The following is a 16,215-nucleotide window of genomic DNA, read 5'->3' on the forward strand; positions in this document are numbered from 1 at the left end:
GGACGGGGCCGGCCACCGAGGCCACACTGAGATGGGGTGGCCCGGAGTCGGCCCGAGCGATCCCCGTCTGGTCCAGGTCGCGCACAGCTTCACCCGGGCGACTGACCTGCTCGCCGTCGGCCGCACCCCGCAACCACCCCTGACGGACCGCGAGCGACGCGACGTCCGGGCCACCCAAGCCCACATCATGCACACCCTCTACCTCGGCTCCCACGCCGTCGGCGTCGCACTGGGGCACCACCAAACAGTGCTGGAACGGATCATCGCCAGCCGAGTCAAGCTCCCCCCGGGAGAGTCCCTCACCCGCACCCGAGCCGCCCGTGCACGGCTCAGCGCGATCGAGCACCATGCCGGCACCGTCGTCTCCGCCACCCACCCCCACGACCTGACTGGGGAACATCACCCCACACCGGCGCCGAACCGGCTGGCTGCAGCCCTCGCCGGCTTCGACATCCACGCCCACCGCACCCTGAGCGCCCGCACCAACACCGCGGACCTGATGCTCGTCGGCCACACCCAAGCCCTCATCCTCGCGGCCACCACGACCATGCTTCGAGCCGCCGCAGCCACCGGGCACCTCGCCGGACTGCCCCCGACAACTCCCGAAACAGCCCACCGCCAGACCCCGCTCCAGGACCCTGTGCTCCAGCCGACGCCTGGCGACCCACCCCCTCGGCTGCTGGCGGCCCTCGCCACCAGCCAGGCCGACTGGATGACCATGACGAGCCTGTGGCGGGACCTGACGGCCGTCAGCGCCTTCCAACCCCAGCTCGACCTTGCCCGCGCCTCTCAGGAATGCCGCGCGGCGATCCACGACATCCTGCGCGACGGCGCCGCCGTTGCCACCCCCGAGCTGATCGTCACACGGACCGACCTCAGCCGAGTCGGACCGCTGAGCCACCAAGTGCTGTCCGCCGGCCTCGACCTCGCCCACGTCGTCGCCGATGTCGCGTCGAGAGCCGACCTGGTCGGCGCCGCCCGCGGAGTCCACGCCCTCGCCGTCTGCAGCCCACTCAGCGAGTCGTGGAAGGTCGGGGAGTCATCGACAGCCCCAGACCGGGACGCCAGATCGCCACGGACCTTGAAGCCCAGCCCCGAGAGCGCCTGGGTCACTCCCCGCGACCTGGTGACCAACCGCAACGTCGCCCTACCCGACCCTGTGTGGAAAATCGTGGTCGTGGCCGCCGCCGACGTGACCCGCAGCAGTCGCACGGCCCTGGACGGATCCCTCGCCCATCTCAACAGCGCCGGCGCACCTACCGGCGACCAGACGACAAGGCTGGTCGAGCGGCCTCCGCAGCGCAGGGGCACAGTTCTCCCGGACCGCGTCCCGCCCGGCCCATCCTCTTCCCGGACCCTGTCTGGGCGCGAGAGGTAGAGCCCACGTCTCGAAGTCGCGTAATCTCCCTCGTGCAGCATCGTTGGGTCTGTCCGATTGACGGTGTAACTGGCGGTCATGGTTAGAGGCTCTCGGCCGCGGGCATGCGGTCGGCGAAGGTGACGGCGAAGGCGTTCAGGGCCGGGTTCCACCGCATGCCCCATCGTGCCTGCCCGGTGCCCTTGGGGTCGAGGGAGCGGGTGACCAGGTACAGCGTCTTCAGCGCCGCCTGCTCGGTCGGGAAGTGTCCCTTGGTCGTCACGGCCCCGCGTAGCGGGCGTTGAGCGACTTGATCGCGTTCGTCGAGCACAGCACCGTGCGGATCTCGACGTCGTAGTCGAGGAAGGGGTGAACTTCTCCCACGCGGCCAGCCACAGCTTCGGGATAGCCGGGTACGGCTTGCCCCACTTCTCCTCGAGGTAGTCCAACCCCTCGAGCGCGGCGGGCGCGGCCGCCAAGCAGGGGGACGCCAGCTCGCCGATCGGCGGGTCGGGTCCTGCACTAGTGCCACGGCAACTGCATCCGGTGCTGCCTGAAACTCGTCACGTCATGGGGTGACTGACAGTGTGGTGGCGGGGCTGGCGAGAGCTGTCCGAGGTCCCGCACCAAACCGTCGCGGGGTTCGGCGCCGCCCGCGAGGCGGGCGCCCTGTCCGACCGTCCCCCCTCGAGAGCGAGCTCTGAATAGGGTCGGCAGTCTGGGTGTGGGGTGAACCCATGTCTACCGCCGCGGTGAAGACCGAGCTGCGACTAGCCTGAGGCTAACAGTGGTGTTTGGTGGGGCCAGATCGCGGGAGAAGCCTAGCCTGCAGTAAGCCTAGGAGTGAGATGAAGGTCCACAACCGGCTCGATGCCGAGCTGAACAGCCAGGGCAAGACGCAGGCAGCTCTGGCTGCAGCGGTGGGCGTGTCCTCCGCCACCGTGTCGCAATGGCGGTCCGGGGCGAAGACCCCAAGCACCACCAACCTTGGAAAGATCGCCACGTTCTTGGGCGTTAGCCCGGCGTGGCTGCAGTACGGCGAGTTGGCGGCGGCTGGCCCCCTAGTCGACCAAAAGCAGCGCGACGCCTATCAGGCTGACTGCCGCTGGTACCACCGGCCTGCGCCGAAGGATGCGGGCCGAGAGCTCGGGAACGCCGCTGGCTTCGCATTCACGGGGGGCCTAGCGACCCTGGCCCGGGAAACTGGTCAGAACATCATGGACGAGGCCAAGCCCGGACAGTCGACCGTCGAGGCGCGGTATACCCTCGTCGAGCTCTCCGGCGCCCGCCTAGCGTCTTTCCTCGATGCAATCCGGTTCGGCGACCTGCGCCCGCACTTGGACGCCGCGTCGCAGAGCATGCAGAAGGTCGCGACGGTTATCGCCAAAGGCCTGGAGGTCCTCGACGCCGACCGCCGGCTCGTCCTGCTCCGCGTCGAGGACTACGGCGCGAAGGGCCTCGTAGGGCCGGAGTACGAGGACGGCAACTACATGGCCGTCGTGCGCAACATCCTCGACTCGTTCAAGGGCGAGAATGCCGGCGGTTCGTACGGCCTCGGGAAGTCCGTGATGTGGGCGTGCTCGCAGTTCGGGCTCGTCATGATCAACAGCAACCTCTCGGTAGCGCAGGACGGATTGCGTGAGGGCCGGTACGTCGGCCGGCTCGACCTGCCCTGGCACCGCCTCCCCGCCGAGAGCGGTGACGGCTCTAGCGCCTTCGCTGGCCCGGCGTGGTTCGGCGGGGAGGACCCCGCCCTCAAGCCGGTTGCACGCTCGTACTGGGGCAACGACGCGCTCGCGGAGGACACGCACCTGCGGCGTGACGGTGAGGACTCGGGAACATCCTTCCTCATTGTCGGGGCGTACGACCCCTCCTCCGATGAGCCGGGGACGATCGAGGACATGCACGACCAGCTCGTCGTGTCGCTCAACCGGAGCTTCTGGCCAGCCCTGGTCGAGCGGGCTGACGGGGACCCCGGACTGATGACCGCGCTGGTCCGGTCCGAGCGCAACGGCGCGACCGTCAAGCAGGACCTCGTCGACCCGGCCTCCCGCGCACCGGACAAGGCCCGCCTGATGCAAGCGCACTTGAACGACGTCACCGTGGACACACTCGATCAGCCCGGCGACGTCGTACGCCGGCGAGTCGTCCTGAACGTCCCGCGCCGGGTCGGCGACGGCCCCCACACCGCTCAGCAGCACGAGGCCATCTTGCTCGTGACCGAGGCCGCCGAGGACGAGGACGGCATCGAAAAGGCCAGCCACGACGTGAACCGTGTTGGCTGGATGCGCGGCAGCCACATGATAGTCAAGGACGAGCCCGTGGTCGGCCTGCCAATGGGCAGCCGATCGTTCCACGCCGTCGTCTTGGCTGGCCTCGCCGCCGGCGACGACCCGGCCGACCGTGCCGCCGACCGGTTCCTACGCGCCGCCGAGCCGCCCGAGCATGACCGGTGGACCGTCACCCCCGACCTCTCCCGGTCCTACGCCCGCGGCTCCAGAGCGGCCCTTACCGCGTTCAATGCGGAGGTCCGCAAGGCAATCAAGGAGATCGTCGGCCGGCCCGTGCGGGATCTCTCCGACGGCCCCGACGCCCTCAAGGAGCTGCTCCGGATTAGCCCGCCCGCCTTCGACACCACCAAGCGCCCGAAGGTGAAGTCCGCCAACGGCCGTCCTGACGCCGAGGGCCGCTGGTGCGTCGACGTCTCCGTCAGCCTGCCCGCCCGTGAGAAGCCGTGGCGGTTCAGCCCCGTCCTGCGGTTCGGCACCGAGTCCGGCGCGGCCATCCCGGTCGTCTGGGAGGAACTCGTCCCGGTCGACCGGTGCACTGTCGACGACGACGTCATCACGGGTGACGCCGGTGCCCGCACCGTCCGCTTCACCGGCACCACCAAGTCCGACACCCACCCTGTCGGCGCGTCACGGGCCACCGCGCTTGTCGACGTCCGCATCTACAAGGGGAGCGTGGCGTGATCACCATCTACCCGTACGACAGCCTTATCGGTGACGTCCGACTGACCGTGTCGAAGGTCGCCATCGATGGCAAGGGACTGCCGACCGCCTACATCAACCCCGACGTGCCCGAGATCGCGTTCCGCGACCTTGACACCGACGGGTGGAAGGAGGCCACGATCGAAGTCGTCGTCACTGCCCCCGCCGGCGAGATCGCCGCCAGCACCGCCTGGGAGGAGCCGCAGGCCCTGGTTCAGGTCTTGTGCCACTACAGCAACACAAGGCTGGCAGTCCCGCTCAAAGTCGACCCCGGCACTCCCGCCCGGTGGACCGGGACGGTAAAGCTCGACCGCGACGCCTGCTATGGACGGGCGACCCTGCGGGCCATCGTGCCAGCCACTGTCGACGGCGTTCCGCACCGCGTGATCGGCGGGAGCGAGTCGTGGGCACTGTCCTTTGACGACCTCCCCCCGTCGCCTGTTCACGGCAGCATCGCCGTCCAATGGGTCGACTTCGCCACGGACGAGAGCCTCGGCCTTGCCGACTACAAGGAGGACCCGCACCACCTCCGGCTCGATCCCGATGCCCCCGCGCTTTACCTCAACAGCGGGTTCGAGGGACTGGAGCCGCTGCTCGGGGACCGGCGGCGCCGCGAGCCTGCCGAGCTCGCCATGCACGACAGCACCCGTGTCAACATCGCGGGCGACGCCTGGACGGCGATGTTCGTCACCGCCCTGGATGCCGTCGAGACCAACGACGACGGTATGCCGGAGTGGCCGGCCGAAGAGTGGCGCGTTGTCGTCCTCAAGACGCTGTTCCCGCGGATCTACCCCGACCTGGGGCCTGAGGACGCGCTCATCGAGGCCACCGCCGCCCGCCGCACCGGCGAGGGGTCCGGAGAGCTGCTGGAGAGACTCCTGCCTGCCGCCGCGCGGCAGGTCGGCACGTCCGGGCTGCTGCGCCGCGGCATCGCCCTGCTCGAAAAGAGCGCCGAGATGAAGGGAGCGGGCCAGTGACCGGAACCGCGCTACCGCTGAACGACCGCACGACCGTCGGAGGTGTCGGCGCCGTCGTCCGCCTGACCCCGGCGTTCCGGCTCGGCGTCGCCGACGTGGACGTCTTGGGCCACCTCGTGCCGCTGCCCGGCATCAGGTCGCACAAACTTGACCCGGTCAGGGTGGTGCTCGACGAGGCGATGGAGCGCTACGGCCAGCCCGAGGCTGCGTCGTCGGACTCCTGGCTCGGGCCGCGGCTCCACGCGGCGCTGCGGCTGTCCCGTCGCGAGGCTGGCAACCGCGACCTGTGGCGGTTCCTTGGCCTGTGGGCTGCGGACTACGTGCGGTGGCGGTTCGGCCCGCCGGAAGGCGAGGACGACCCGGACCGCGCCGCCAAGGCCGAGCGCTTCATCGGCCCGGACAGCAAGCAGGCCCTGGCCCGGCTATGGTGGATGGCCGAGGTGTTCCGCGACGGCAAGGACTACAGCACCGCCGCGCTCGCCCTGACCAACCAGGACATCGTGAACAACCTGTTTCGCATGACCATCGCGAACCACCGCCCGACCGCGCTGGCAGTACTGGCAGTCCTCAAGCCAGCCGACGGCAGCTCGGGGCTGCTGGGTGGGCGCGAGGCCAACGCCCTAGCCAAGGCGACCAACGCCGCCGCGTCGACGCTGCTGCTCGACGCCATCGGCCCGGACGAGCCGCTCGACACGACTGCCCGGCAGCAGTGGGAGAGCGTCGCCGGCGACCACGACCCCCGCGCCTGGCTCGATGCGATGCCCGAGGGCCCGGACGACGGGGAGGCCCCAGCCACCGCCGTCGAGGCGATGACGACGCTGCTCAAGACGCTGTTCGACGAGGCCCCGATCCGTGGCAAGTTCGTCGCCTGAGCCCGCCCCGCAGGCCTGGGCCTCCCCGGGCGCGGCCGGCGTGAGGATGCGCAAGCAGGAAGTCCGCAACGGCCCCAGCTCGCGCTTCGACTGGAGTTTCACGGCAGGAGCCCGCGGCACTTCATGCACCGCGGGCCCCTACTTGGGCTGCGCGGGAGGCCGACGTTGTCTTCCCGCGCGCTAAGGTCGCCTCTCTCGATGACGGGTGCTGGTGGCACGGCTTGCCTGGACGGCCACGGGGGCAAGCCAGGACCAACGGCGCGTTCTAGGCCGACCAAGTTGACGCCAGCGTCCGGTGGACCCTCACCCGTGGTGTGGATGGTGGTGTCGTGTCGACCGGGGGCAGTAGCCGATACGGCCATCTAGGTGCTAAGCGTTCCACCATCCGGTTTCAAGGTTGAGAACCTTGCTTACAGGTATGCCTCTACCTGGTGGATAGCGATGCGGCCATCGAATGCCCTTGACCGAGGGTCTGGCAAGGGACTCACTCTGGGGCGTCCCCGCCTACGGGGACGGAGTAGCGGAAGGAGATCGGCCTCAGATGCTTGGGGTCAGGCATCCACGGATGCAGAATCTGGAGAGCTCCGCCTGAGGCGGTAGGGCCGGATCTGTCTAGGTCGATGCCATACACGATGGCCAGCATGGTGTCCGGATACTGCCGGGTGTGCAGAGCAACCTCTTTGGCGGTCAAAACAACCTCCTGGCCCAGCGAGGTTGTCCCCTTAACCTCTACATACAGACGGGCACCTGGCCTCCTCGCGTCGATATCGAAAGACTCGGTAGCTCCGACATCCTTTACGGACCAACCGTCGACCTTCAGGTACTCGCTCGCTACCGCTACCGCCCGACGCTCCACGACCTGTTTCTCTGCCTGAGTCAAACGAAACCCCTGGCCGCTGGTTCGCCGACCTGCGGCATGTTCTGCCATCCGGAGCGCATCGATGACTTCAGGTGCGAGGTCGCCGGGGATGGTTTCCTGACCATCGGCGAGCTCGTACAGATCCGCGAGCAGGTCGACCATGTAGTGGAGATCAGCGATCAGAGTCAGTTCATCCGGGATGGCGTCGAGGGCGTAGGAGATCGAAAGAGCCACGCCAGGCCCATAGCCCCTGCCCAGCGAGGTGCGTGCCTGGAGGTCGATATCGTCCTCAATGCCGGGCCACCGAACCAGGTCGGGAGCGAGCCGCTGTCGTGCCCAGGCGACGCGGGCTTCGAGCTCGGAAACGGGGCGAGGCTTGAACTCGCCCTCGTCCCATCGAGTAGTGGCTTGCATGAGGCACAGGTAGACGTGATCACCACGGGCGCTGAAGAGGTAGACGACGTACCAGCCCTCGGTGGCAGATGGTGACCGACTAGCAGAGTGGACTCGAACCCAGGGGATCTCGGTCTTCAAGCCGGTTCCGTCGCGACCTTCTACCTCTAAGTCCTGTAGGCCAGGAGGTAGACGAGCCACAGCACTCGGTAGATGGCCACGCAGCCAGGCGGGGATCACCCTACGGATGAGGCGGCCTCGCCTCTCCATCTCCGGGGTGTTTCGAGCCTGCCACTCGGTCTGCAGTAGGAGGACCTCCTCTAGCTCATCGCGCACCCCTGCACGATAGATCGAACTCGCGGCGGTGATAGCCGAGCTCGACGGAAGGCCGTTGGTGGGGCAGGGCGGGCACAGGCTCAGTGACCGTCCCCGAACCCCGGTTTTCATGAGGTGGGCTGAGTCGGCGTCGGGTGACCGGTCGGCAGGACCGTGCGTCGTGGGTATGGTCAGGTACAGCATGGCGCTGCGGGGCGCGTCTCCGGTGGCCGGCTCGTGGGTCGGCGGGTGAGGTCGAGGCTTCAGGTCCGCAGCGGGGTCAGGGCGCGGATGGCGATGAACGTCGTAGCTAGGTCCTCGGCCCAGGGCCTCGTAGCCGAGAACCGCATCCACCGTTGTCAGGCGCCATGCGTCAGGCAGTGTCGCCAGGCGTGTCTCGAGGGCACCCGAGGGGTGCCTCTCCGGCTACTCGGCACGGAGGCGTTGCTTATGCGGCCCTCGCGCGTCATGGACTGTGAGGTGCGCCGGGCCGAGGCGCGGGGGACTATCAAGCCGCGCGGCGCACAGCGCCGATCACACCGCGTTTCTCCTCAGAGTGGACGCACTCGACACGTAGGTTGTGGCCCGTGCCGCCGAAGAACAGACCGCCGCTTCCTGGTCCTGGGGCCAACTGTGCCAGCGATCTGCGTCAAGTGCCTCACCTCATTGAGGGACCGCACGATGACGTAGACCTTCAGCTGGTGTACGAGTGGCTGATGATGCGGCCGCTGGAGCCGCTACTCACCGGTGCCGTCTTCGATGCCGTGGAGTACGTCCTCGATGGGACCCGTACTTGGCGCTTCGACCTGGACTCCCCGGACGTCGACTCTGACGAGCGGCGCACGGTAGGCACGAAGCTGCAGTACCGGGTGCTAGCTTCGCTGAAGCTAAAGAAGGAGAAGCCGCTCGACACCAAGATCCTCGGGGTTGCCGTCGAGCTGAAGGGCACTATCGGGACCACCTGGATGATCCCCAGGGAGGGTCAATGCGAGATCTGCATGCTGATCCAGGTCGACACCACCAACGACCGTCATCGCTCCTTCCTCATGCGCACCCACCGGTTGTGGCTCCACGGCGGCAGCGGTAACCAGGACTCCAAATGCGGGATCCAGGCAGGCGCCCTGACCGCGTACTCGCTGCCGCTGCTCGATTGGACGCCGTTGCCGGTCAACCCGTTGAAGCTGCTTACCGCCGCCCAGAGGGAGGTCGTCTTCCACCCCCGAGACGGGCAGGCCCAGCGGGTGACCGCGCTGTTCGGCTTCCTTCCCGAGGTGGTGTTCCCCCGGTCTAGTCTCCCGACCGTCTGCGCCAACAGGGCCGACCCTATGCGGCGGATCCGCGAGATCAAGGCGCGCGTGCTGCAGGAGCACGGTTTACGCTTCCTTTGCGGTACGTGGCCGGAGGAGCGGGCCGAGGCCGCTGCACGAGGGTTCGACCTCGATGGCGAAGCATGGGTCGCGTTGCGCCCCTGAGCTGAGTGGTCGCGGCACCCACCATCCCCGCCCGCCTGACCGTCGCGGGCGACGAGGGGCGTCAGGACAGGTGGGGGTGGATGTGGCGGGCGATGGCGCGGGCCAGGCCGCTGGGGACGGCGTTGCCGATCTGGCGGGCGATCGCGGTCTTGGTCCCGACCCATTGGTAGTCGGCGGGGAAGTCCTGGATGAGGCTGGCCTCGTAGTGGGTGATGACCCGGTCCACGGACAGTTTCGGGTCGCCTTTGATGTACCGCGGGTCGTCCCCGCGCCGTTGTCGGCCGGGGGACCACTCGGGGTGCAGGTAGGAGCCCTTCTCGGGCTTGAAGAACTCGGTCCGGATCGTCAGCGACGGTGCGTCCCACCGCATCCTGCCCATGACGTCGGTGGTGCCGGTGGCCTTCTCCCGCCAGCACCGTGGCAGCAGCTCCGGCGGCACGTCGAAGCGTCCACCCCCCGGTGGCACGTAGGAGTACCGCTGCAGCGACAGGTCGTTGGGCTGACGCCGGAAGTGGATGTCGAGGCCCTTGAAGACCCCGGGCATGGGATCGCCGAAGAACTCGGTGATGCTCTGCGGCAGCTCCGTCCCGTCGGGCCGGCGCGGCAGGTCCGCGATCACGTCGCGCAGCCCCAGCCACGGCAGGAGGCCCGAGCCTGCCGGGGGGGTCTTGGCGTGGGTGGGGGGTGGCAGCTCGATGGGGCCGACCCGCGAGCCGATGATGATTGTGCGCTTGCGGCGTTGCGCGACCCCGTAGTCCGCGGCGTTCAGGACCGCGGAGCGCAGCGTGTAGCCCTTGAGGTTCCCTCCGTCGGCCTCGGCCTGGAGCATCGCGAACTCCGGCGAGGCGTGGAAGCGGTCCACGTTCTCGACGACGAAGACTTTCGGGCGGGCCTTCTTGACGAACCGGATGTACTCTCGCCACAGCTGGTTGCGGGGGTCGTCGAGGCGCTTGAGCCCCAGGTTGGAGAACCCCTGACAGGGCGGGCCGCCGATCACGAGATCCGCTCGGGGGATGTCCTTGTCCTTGATCGCGGCGATGTCCCCGGCGACGGTGTGGTCCTCACCGAAGTTCGCGGCGTAGGTCGCGGCCGCGTAGCGGTCCCACTCCACCGCGAGGATGGGGTCGAAGTGCTCGTCACGGAACCCGACCGTCATCCCCCCACACCCGGCGAACAGGTCGATCACGGTGGGGTTGGTCATGACGACGATCGTACGATCCCGCACCGACACCAAGGGTCGACACGTCGAGGGCCACGACATCCAAGCCCCCTGCTGCCCTCGCAGGGTCACAGGTGCTGCTCCTCGCGCGAGCCTGGCCTTGAGGTGTGGTGGCCCAGGTCCGCGACGTCGGGGAGGGGAGGATGGTGCCATGCCCGCCGCCTTCGCCGTCGACCTCTGCGGTTTCCGGGACGGTGGGACCGGCGCCCCGAACACCTCGGACGTCAGCGAGAAGCTCTTGGTCGAGCTGGGGCGGGCCCTCTTTGCCGCGATGGGCGTGCCGCCCGGTCAACCGGCTCCGAACGGGGTCGACAAGCAGATGTCCCGCCGTCTAGCCGACGACCTGGGCCGCCAGATCGGTGCCACCGACCTCGAGGTCCAGGCCGAGCAGGCCCTCGACGCCTTCACCCAGTACCGGCACGTCTCGGCGATCAAGGGGTTCCGGGCCGAGCCCACCCGCGAGGTCACTACCGCCCTGACGAAGCTTCGGACCTTCGTCACCCGCCGCATCACGACACCACCACGGGACGTCACCCGCCGCGACGAACTCCTCGAGGCACTTGACACCGCGATGACAGCCGAAACGGTCCTGCGACGGCAGGTCATCGACGACCTAGGGGAGGAGTCCCTCCTCAACCTAGACGTCACCGCCTCTCGCGCGCACCCGGGAGGTAAGCGCCACCTCGAGGCCGGTCTGTCTTTGAAGTGGTCACTGCGGACCGACCGCGCCCGGGACTGCCGCTCCCAAGGCGGCAAGATGGCCTCCCTACGACGGGGGATGACGCCGCACTTCGCCGCAGTGACGATGGAACCGCGGCCCTACATGCTGCGCCTGCTCGGCGGCGGCTCCGGTGAGGTGGACTGCGTCTACCACCTCGACCTGCCCAGCCTCACCACCGCGATCGAGACCGTCACCGCAGGCAACCCCCGCCGCAAGAAGACCCCGGAACAGTTGCGCCGCCTGGTCGACCAACGCCGCCTGCGCTACTACGACGAGCTGGTCACCTACATCGGCACCCCATGACCCCATGACCCCCACCGACCCTGCGCGGCCACGACCCGGCCCCGGACAGGCGACCGGGTCGTGGGCGTCGTCGCCGGGGGTCCGTCGCAGCATGCAGGCCAACAAGGGCCGCGACACCAAGCCCGAGCTCGCCCTGCGGCGCGCGGTGCACGCCCTCGGCCTGCGGTACCGGGTCGACCACTCCCTACCCCTGCCCGGGGTCCGCCGCCGGGGGGACCTCGTCTTCACCCGCGCGCGGGTCGCGGTTTTCCTCGACTCCTGCTTTTGGCACGCCTGCCCAGAGCACGGCACCCGCCCCAAGACGAACGCCGACTTCTGGCAGACCAAGATCGAACGCAACATCGCACGCGACACCGAAACCAATCGGCTACTGCGAGAGGCGGGTTGGACAGTCATCCGGGTCTGGGAGCATCAGGACCCTCTCACGGCGGCGGAGCAGGTCCGGGCTGCGGTCAGAACCTCGAGCGCGTCTCCATTGCCTTAGAATTGTCCCTTCCTCTTGCGTAGCTCCTCCGTCTCCCCTATCGTCGTAGTTGGAGGCGGCCGTCGGGGTCGCCCAGACGAAGGGAAGGGCCTGATGGTTCAGCTGGAGATCGATGACCAGACCGGACGGGTGCTGGAGTTCGCGGCACGGATGGCGCAGGTGACACCGGCTCAGCTGGTGGCGCGGTTGGTGGATCAGGCCAGCCTGACGGCACCGGCCCCGGCCCTGACACCCTCTGCGTCGAGTAGAGGGCGGGACGGCCTCATCGCTGTTCGGGCCGACTACGAGGGCTTTCGGACCACAGGGTGGTTCGACCCGGCCACCAGTCGCATCGACATCACGGGTGGCCCACTGGACGGTCAGAGCTTCAAGAGCCCGACCGGCGCCGCGCGGGCGGTCGTGGGGCACTACAAGCCCGGTGTCAGCCCGCACCGCAACGGGTGGTCGTTCTGGCTCCTGGACGACGGCAGCAACCAGCTGCTGCAGAGCATCCGCCCGCGTGGCGGGCGGTGAGCAGCTGTGCTGAGCTACGACGCGACACTGACGGTCGGCGCCAGCCCCTACCAGGATGTCTTGCAGGTGCTGCGCGAGGCGGGACTCGACGCGACCTTCATCCAGACCGGGGGGATGAACGCGGCGCTCGAGGTCATGCTCGAGGGTGGGAGCACCCTCTTGGTCACCGACGCCGAGGACTCCTTGGCGTGGAACCGCAAGGAGCACGAGGGTTGGGGGGTGGGGCTGTACCCGCCGGACCGTGCGAACAACGACGGGCAGTGCTTGGCGTTTGACAGCACCGACGACGGGTCACCGGCGGCGTTGGTACCACTCGCCCGAGCGGTGCTCGCAGGCTACGTTCGCAAGCTGTAACCGCCGCCAAATTGATCCCGGTCGCTGAGGGCCAGGCATCGCTGTCCTCAGCGACCGGCGGGCAGCGATCGACACCGACGTCGCATGTCAAGAGGGTGTGAGCTGCTCCCGGAGATCACGGATGCTGGTAACGGGGCCACGGACGTGACCATCAACCTGACTGGCTTCGTGTCTTAAATCGGGACTTGTCCGTTCGTGGTTGCCGGCCCCGGCCCGGTCCTGGCCCGGTCCCCCGCAGTGTGCCGATAGTTCGTTCGGGCCGGGGTGTTGAGAGAGCAAGCGGCGGGGGAGTCGGGGACGATGGGGGCAGGGGACATTTGGAGCCATGTAAACGGTCCAAGGGCGGGGACGTGACGACAGGTACATTTTCGATTCGTGCCGAACGACACGGCACGCCTACGGGGTCCAGCAGCTGTTGCCTGGCAGGATCTTGGCGTGCTCGCAACTCCCAAGACCATCTCGACGCTCGACCTGTTCGCCGGGGCCGGGGGCCTATCCTTGGGCTTCGAACAGGCCGGTCTGGGCTTCGAGCCGACGTTCGCGGTGGAGATGGATCCGGCCGCGGCGCGTACGTTCAAGGCTCACTTCGGCTGCGAGGTCTACGACGGATCCATCGAAGACATCAGCACCTTTCCGATTGCAGACGTCATCGTCGGCGGACCCCCCTGTCAGGGCTTCAGCCCACTTGGACGCAACCGAGACGACGTCAGTCGCGCCCAGCTCAACGAGCTGTGGCAGCACTTCCTGCGGGCCGTGCGTCAGGTGAAGCCTCTCGCGTTCGTCATCGAGAACGTGCCGGAGTTCCAACGCTCGGCCCAGTTCGGCCGGCTTCTGCAGTTGATGGAGGACGACCCCGAGCTGGCCTGCTACGGATACGACTACGGGGTGCTGCGGGCCTCTGACTACGGCGCTCCCCAGCACCGGCGGCGGGGGATCCTGCTCGCCGTCCGAGACGTTGATCAGGTGCCATGGCCCCCACCGCCCACCCACGGCGTGGGGGAGGGGCTGCTGCCTTACGCGACGGTGCGTCAGGCCATCGGGGATCTCCCCGCGGCGACGACAGGCTTCGACGTGTCCTTCAACAGCGACGGCCAGCAGCTGCTCCACTTTGGGCGTCGACCCCGGCCCGAGTCAGTGGAGCGTTACCGGGCCGTCCCCGAGGGCGGCAACCGGTTCGACCTGGCACGCAACAGACCCGATCTCTTGCCCCGGTGCTGGGCCGAGAAGCCGACCGGCACCACCGATGTCATGGGCCGACTGTGGTGGGAACGCCCCAGCGTCACCATCCGCACCGAGTTCTTCAAGCCCGAGAAGGGCCGCTACCTGCACCCGACCGCGGACCGTCCCCTGACCCACCGTGAAGCCGCCCGGCTGCAGAACTTCCCGGACTCCTTCATGTTCGAGGGCAACAAGACCGAGATCGCCCGCCAGATCGGCAACGCCGTCCCTGCCGCCCTTGCCGAGGCCATAGCCCGACACGTGCACCGTGTCGCTTTCTCCCCGACTCCAGCCGCCCCCGCGACCCGATCGCAGTGACTGAGACTACCGCCGACAACGACCCCGACGACCTCTTCGGCGGGTACCCTTATCGCGACTCCTCCATTACGGACCAGCCACCCCCATCTCCGGGCACGAGCAGCTCCGGGGACGCTGATCCGTCTGCGGTGCCTGACTCGACCACCGGTGCATCCATTGCTGAGCCAGCTCAGCCAGCTCAGCCAGCTCAACAAGTGCAGTTCGCGATCGAGCGGGCAGCCCTGTATGCGGGGCTGATGAAGTCCACCCTGACGGTGGACACGAACAACGTTGCCAGTAATGCAGACCGAGGAAGCGCGGCCAGCAGGGCGATCGCGCTCGGACTGGCGCAACGGCTGAAGTACACCGTGACCGCGCAGCGCGGCGCCGGGCAGACCGCGGGGAACGACTTCGAGGCCCTGTGTGCGAGCTTCGTGCGGAACACCTTCCTTCAGCTGGCACACCTGCGCCCCGGGATGTGGACGGTGGAGCAGTACCACGGACAGCGTCGCGCCGGGTTGGCCATGTACGAGCAGTACGCCCACCTTGAGGCGTTGGACAAGGCAGCCCGGGACAACCCCGAGCTGGCCGCCGCCTTGGGCAGCGACTACACGATCAAGCCGGACGTCGTGGTGTGGCGTTCACCGGAACCGGATAGCACCATCAACGCCGTGCAGCCCCTGGTCGACGCGTCCGTGGCCACCAGGTCCCCGCTCCGCCTCAGCGTCAACCAACGACCCATCCTTCACGCCAGCCTGTCCTGCAAGTGGACCCTGCGCTCGGACCGCGCGCAGAACGCCCGCTCCGAGGCGCTCAACCTCATCCGCAACCGCAAAGGCCGCCTACCGCACATCGCGGTGATCACCGCAGAGCCGCTGCCGAGCCGGCTCGCGTCGATCGCCCTGGGCACCGGCGACGTCGACTGCGTCTACCACTTCGCGCTCTACGAGCTCCAGGACACGGTGGCGTCGCTCAACCTTCCCGACGCGCAGGACATGTTGGCCGTCATGGTCGACGGTGGCAGGCTGAAGGACATCTCCGACCTGCCTCTGGACCTCTCGGTCTGACCGGGTCGTCACCGCGCCGACGCTCGCACTCCCCGCTTCCGCCTGCCTCCCCGGGTCTCGAACCTGTCCGAGGTCCCCCTGCGGATCCGCAAGGGACTCGGCGCCTCGGGTGGTGGGGTCGTCGAGAGGGTTAGCAGGGAGCGTCGAACGACCCGACGAGTTCGACCCCCAGTCGGCGTCTCGCCCGGAGGGACTGATCCACCAGGTGTCCGCAGGTGGCGACCATGACTCGGTCCTCGGGCCCAACGATGTTGATCAGACATCCCCGTCATCGGCGGCTGATGAGCCGACCTCTGTGTCGTTCGGTGGGTTGCCCGCGGGCCGGTCAGGCTTGGGGATCGCCCCGAGCCCCATTTCGTCCAGGCGTTGTTGCAGTCCCTCACGGATCAACTCGGTGGCCTCGTTGAGGGCGACGGCGTAGGTCAACGCCCCGACGGCGGTCGCAGCAGCTCCGGCCTTGCGGTACCAGCCGTACCGTTCGACCTCCTCGAAGCTGCCGGAGCGCAGGCGCAGCACGAGGTACCAGCTGCCCTTGGTGCGCAAGGTCCAGTAGGTCCTGTCGCGCGTGTAGGCGGTGTAGGCCATGGTCTGTCTCCCCGAACTCGAATTGTCGTCGTTTGCCCAGGGGTGTCTGCGGCCCGTGATAGGAACAGGATGCACTGCCGCCGGAGCATAGGTGGTGGCCGCGAGGACGGCGGTCGACACCAACGGGGGTGCCGGAGCCGTACTGAGGAGGGTAGGCGAGGGTGGCAGGAGCGTGGCAGGGGCTCGACGGGGTGGTGGCACAGGCGGTCCAAGCGCAGG

14 protein-coding genes and 1 pseudogene are annotated in these 16,215 nt (G+C 68.3%); 11 read left to right on the forward strand and 4 right to left on the reverse strand.

Annotation, left to right across the window (positions count from 1 at the left end):
* The first annotated feature begins 31 nt into the window (after positions 1–31).
* The gene (locus V3N99_21655) at positions 32–1,378 is read left to right on the forward strand and encodes a hypothetical protein (GenBank protein MEO3939326.1); all 1,347 of its coding nucleotides are present in this window, start codon (positions 32–34) and stop codon (positions 1,376–1,378) included.
* Positions 1,379–1,460: 82 nt separating this feature from the next.
* On the opposite strand, the pseudogene V3N99_21660 reads toward V3N99_21655, so the two are convergent.
* Positions 1,461–1,797: pseudogene (locus V3N99_21660) on the reverse strand (transposase).
* A 357-nt stretch (positions 1,798–2,154) separates the two neighbouring features.
* On the opposite strand from V3N99_21660, the gene V3N99_21665 reads away from it, so the two are divergent.
* From V3N99_21665 to V3N99_21675, 3 genes are read left to right on the forward strand one after another with little or no spacing between them, the layout of a single operon-like run.
* Positions 2,155–4,329, forward strand: coding sequence for a helix-turn-helix transcriptional regulator (locus V3N99_21665; protein MEO3939327.1), 2,175 nt, complete (start codon positions 2,155–2,157; stop codon positions 4,327–4,329).
* Complete coding sequence (locus V3N99_21670; GenBank protein MEO3939328.1) at positions 4,326–5,324, forward strand: hypothetical protein; 999 nt, start codon at positions 4,326–4,328, stop codon at positions 5,322–5,324. The genes V3N99_21665 and V3N99_21670 overlap by 4 nt, the downstream gene beginning before the upstream one ends.
* Positions 5,321–6,196 carry a DUF6339 family protein gene (locus tag V3N99_21675; protein ID MEO3939329.1) on the forward strand — a complete coding sequence of 292 codons (876 nt, stop codon included), beginning with the start codon at positions 5,321–5,323 and terminating at the stop codon, positions 6,194–6,196. Before V3N99_21670 ends, V3N99_21675 begins: the two co-directional genes overlap by 4 nt.
* Before the next feature lie 484 nt (positions 6,197–6,680).
* Here the strand turns inward: V3N99_21675 and V3N99_21680 are convergent, their stop codons facing one another.
* Positions 6,681–7,967, reverse strand: coding sequence for a DUF3578 domain-containing protein (locus V3N99_21680; GenBank protein ID MEO3939330.1), 1,287 nt, complete (start codon positions 7,965–7,967; stop codon positions 6,681–6,683).
* A 497-nt stretch (positions 7,968–8,464) separates the two neighbouring features.
* Here V3N99_21680 and V3N99_21685 point away from each other — a divergent pair, with 497 nt between their 5' ends.
* The gene (locus V3N99_21685; GenBank protein MEO3939331.1) at positions 8,465–9,235 is read left to right on the forward strand and encodes a NaeI family type II restriction endonuclease; all 771 of its coding nucleotides are present in this window, start codon (positions 8,465–8,467) and stop codon (positions 9,233–9,235) included.
* 61 nt (positions 9,236–9,296) lie between these two features.
* Here the strand turns inward: V3N99_21685 and V3N99_21690 are convergent, their stop codons facing one another.
* Positions 9,297–10,436 carry a DNA cytosine methyltransferase gene (locus V3N99_21690; GenBank protein MEO3939332.1) on the reverse strand — a complete coding sequence of 380 codons (1,140 nt, stop codon included), beginning with the start codon at positions 10,434–10,436 and terminating at the stop codon, positions 9,297–9,299.
* Between the two features lie 169 nt (positions 10,437–10,605).
* Between V3N99_21690 and V3N99_21695 the strand changes: the two genes are divergently transcribed.
* The 6 genes from V3N99_21695 (at position 10,606) to V3N99_21720 (ending at position 15,411) form a co-directional block, all read left to right on the forward strand.
* A complete protein-coding gene (locus V3N99_21695; protein MEO3939333.1) occupies positions 10,606–11,478 on the forward strand; it encodes an NgoMIV family type II restriction endonuclease in 873 nt (290 codons plus the stop codon).
* A 91-nt stretch (positions 11,479–11,569) separates the two neighbouring features.
* On the forward strand, positions 11,570–11,962 hold the full coding sequence (locus V3N99_21700) for a very short patch repair endonuclease (protein ID MEO3939334.1): 393 nt from the start codon (positions 11,570–11,572) through the stop codon (positions 11,960–11,962).
* 93 nt (positions 11,963–12,055) lie between these two features.
* A complete protein-coding gene (locus V3N99_21705) occupies positions 12,056–12,475 on the forward strand; it encodes a hypothetical protein (protein MEO3939335.1) in 420 nt (139 codons plus the stop codon).
* Positions 12,476–12,481: 6 nt separating this feature from the next.
* On the forward strand, positions 12,482–12,829 hold the full coding sequence (locus V3N99_21710) for a hypothetical protein (GenBank protein ID MEO3939336.1): 348 nt from the start codon (positions 12,482–12,484) through the stop codon (positions 12,827–12,829).
* Positions 12,830–13,204: 375 nt separating this feature from the next.
* Entirely contained in the window at positions 13,205–14,365 is a 1,161-nt protein-coding gene (locus V3N99_21715; protein ID MEO3939337.1) for a DNA cytosine methyltransferase, read from the forward strand.
* A 194-nt stretch (positions 14,366–14,559) separates the two neighbouring features.
* Positions 14,560–15,411, forward strand: coding sequence for an NgoMIV family type II restriction endonuclease (locus tag V3N99_21720; GenBank protein MEO3939338.1), 852 nt, complete (start codon positions 14,560–14,562; stop codon positions 15,409–15,411).
* A 255-nt stretch (positions 15,412–15,666) separates the two neighbouring features.
* Here the strand turns inward: V3N99_21720 and V3N99_21725 are convergent, their stop codons facing one another.
* Positions 15,667–15,996, reverse strand: a complete 330-nt coding sequence (locus V3N99_21725; GenBank protein MEO3939339.1) for a hypothetical protein — start codon at positions 15,994–15,996, stop codon at positions 15,667–15,669.
* Between the last annotated feature and the right edge of the window lie 219 nt (positions 15,997–16,215).

The sequence above is a fragment of the Dermatophilaceae bacterium Soc4.6 genome (genome assembly GCA_039889245.1).
In the GTDB taxonomy this organism is placed as follows: Bacteria; Actinomycetota; Actinomycetes; order Actinomycetales; family Dermatophilaceae; genus Lapillicoccus.

What these genes read in the sequence shown, in the direction of transcription:
- V3N99_21700 (MEO3939334.1), top strand. Translation starts at nt 11,570, where the DNA reads ATGCAGGCCAACAAGGGCCGCGACACCAAGCCCGAGCTCGCCCTGCGG.
- V3N99_21690 (MEO3939332.1), bottom strand. Translation starts at nt 10,436, where the DNA reads ATGACCAACCCCACCGTGATCGACCTGTTCGCCGGGTGTGGGGGGATG.
- V3N99_21655 (MEO3939326.1), top strand. Translation starts at nt 32, where the DNA reads ATGGGGTGGCCCGGAGTCGGCCCGAGCGATCCCCGTCTGGTCCAGGTC.
- V3N99_21695 (MEO3939333.1), top strand. Translation starts at nt 10,606, where the DNA reads ATGCCCGCCGCCTTCGCCGTCGACCTCTGCGGTTTCCGGGACGGTGGG.
- V3N99_21725 (MEO3939339.1), bottom strand. Translation starts at nt 15,996, where the DNA reads ATGGCCTACACCGCCTACACGCGCGACAGGACCTACTGGACCTTGCGC.
- V3N99_21705 (MEO3939335.1), top strand. Translation starts at nt 12,056, where the DNA reads ATGGTTCAGCTGGAGATCGATGACCAGACCGGACGGGTGCTGGAGTTC.
- V3N99_21680 (MEO3939330.1), bottom strand. Translation starts at nt 7,967, where the DNA reads ATGCTGTACCTGACCATACCCACGACGCACGGTCCTGCCGACCGGTCA.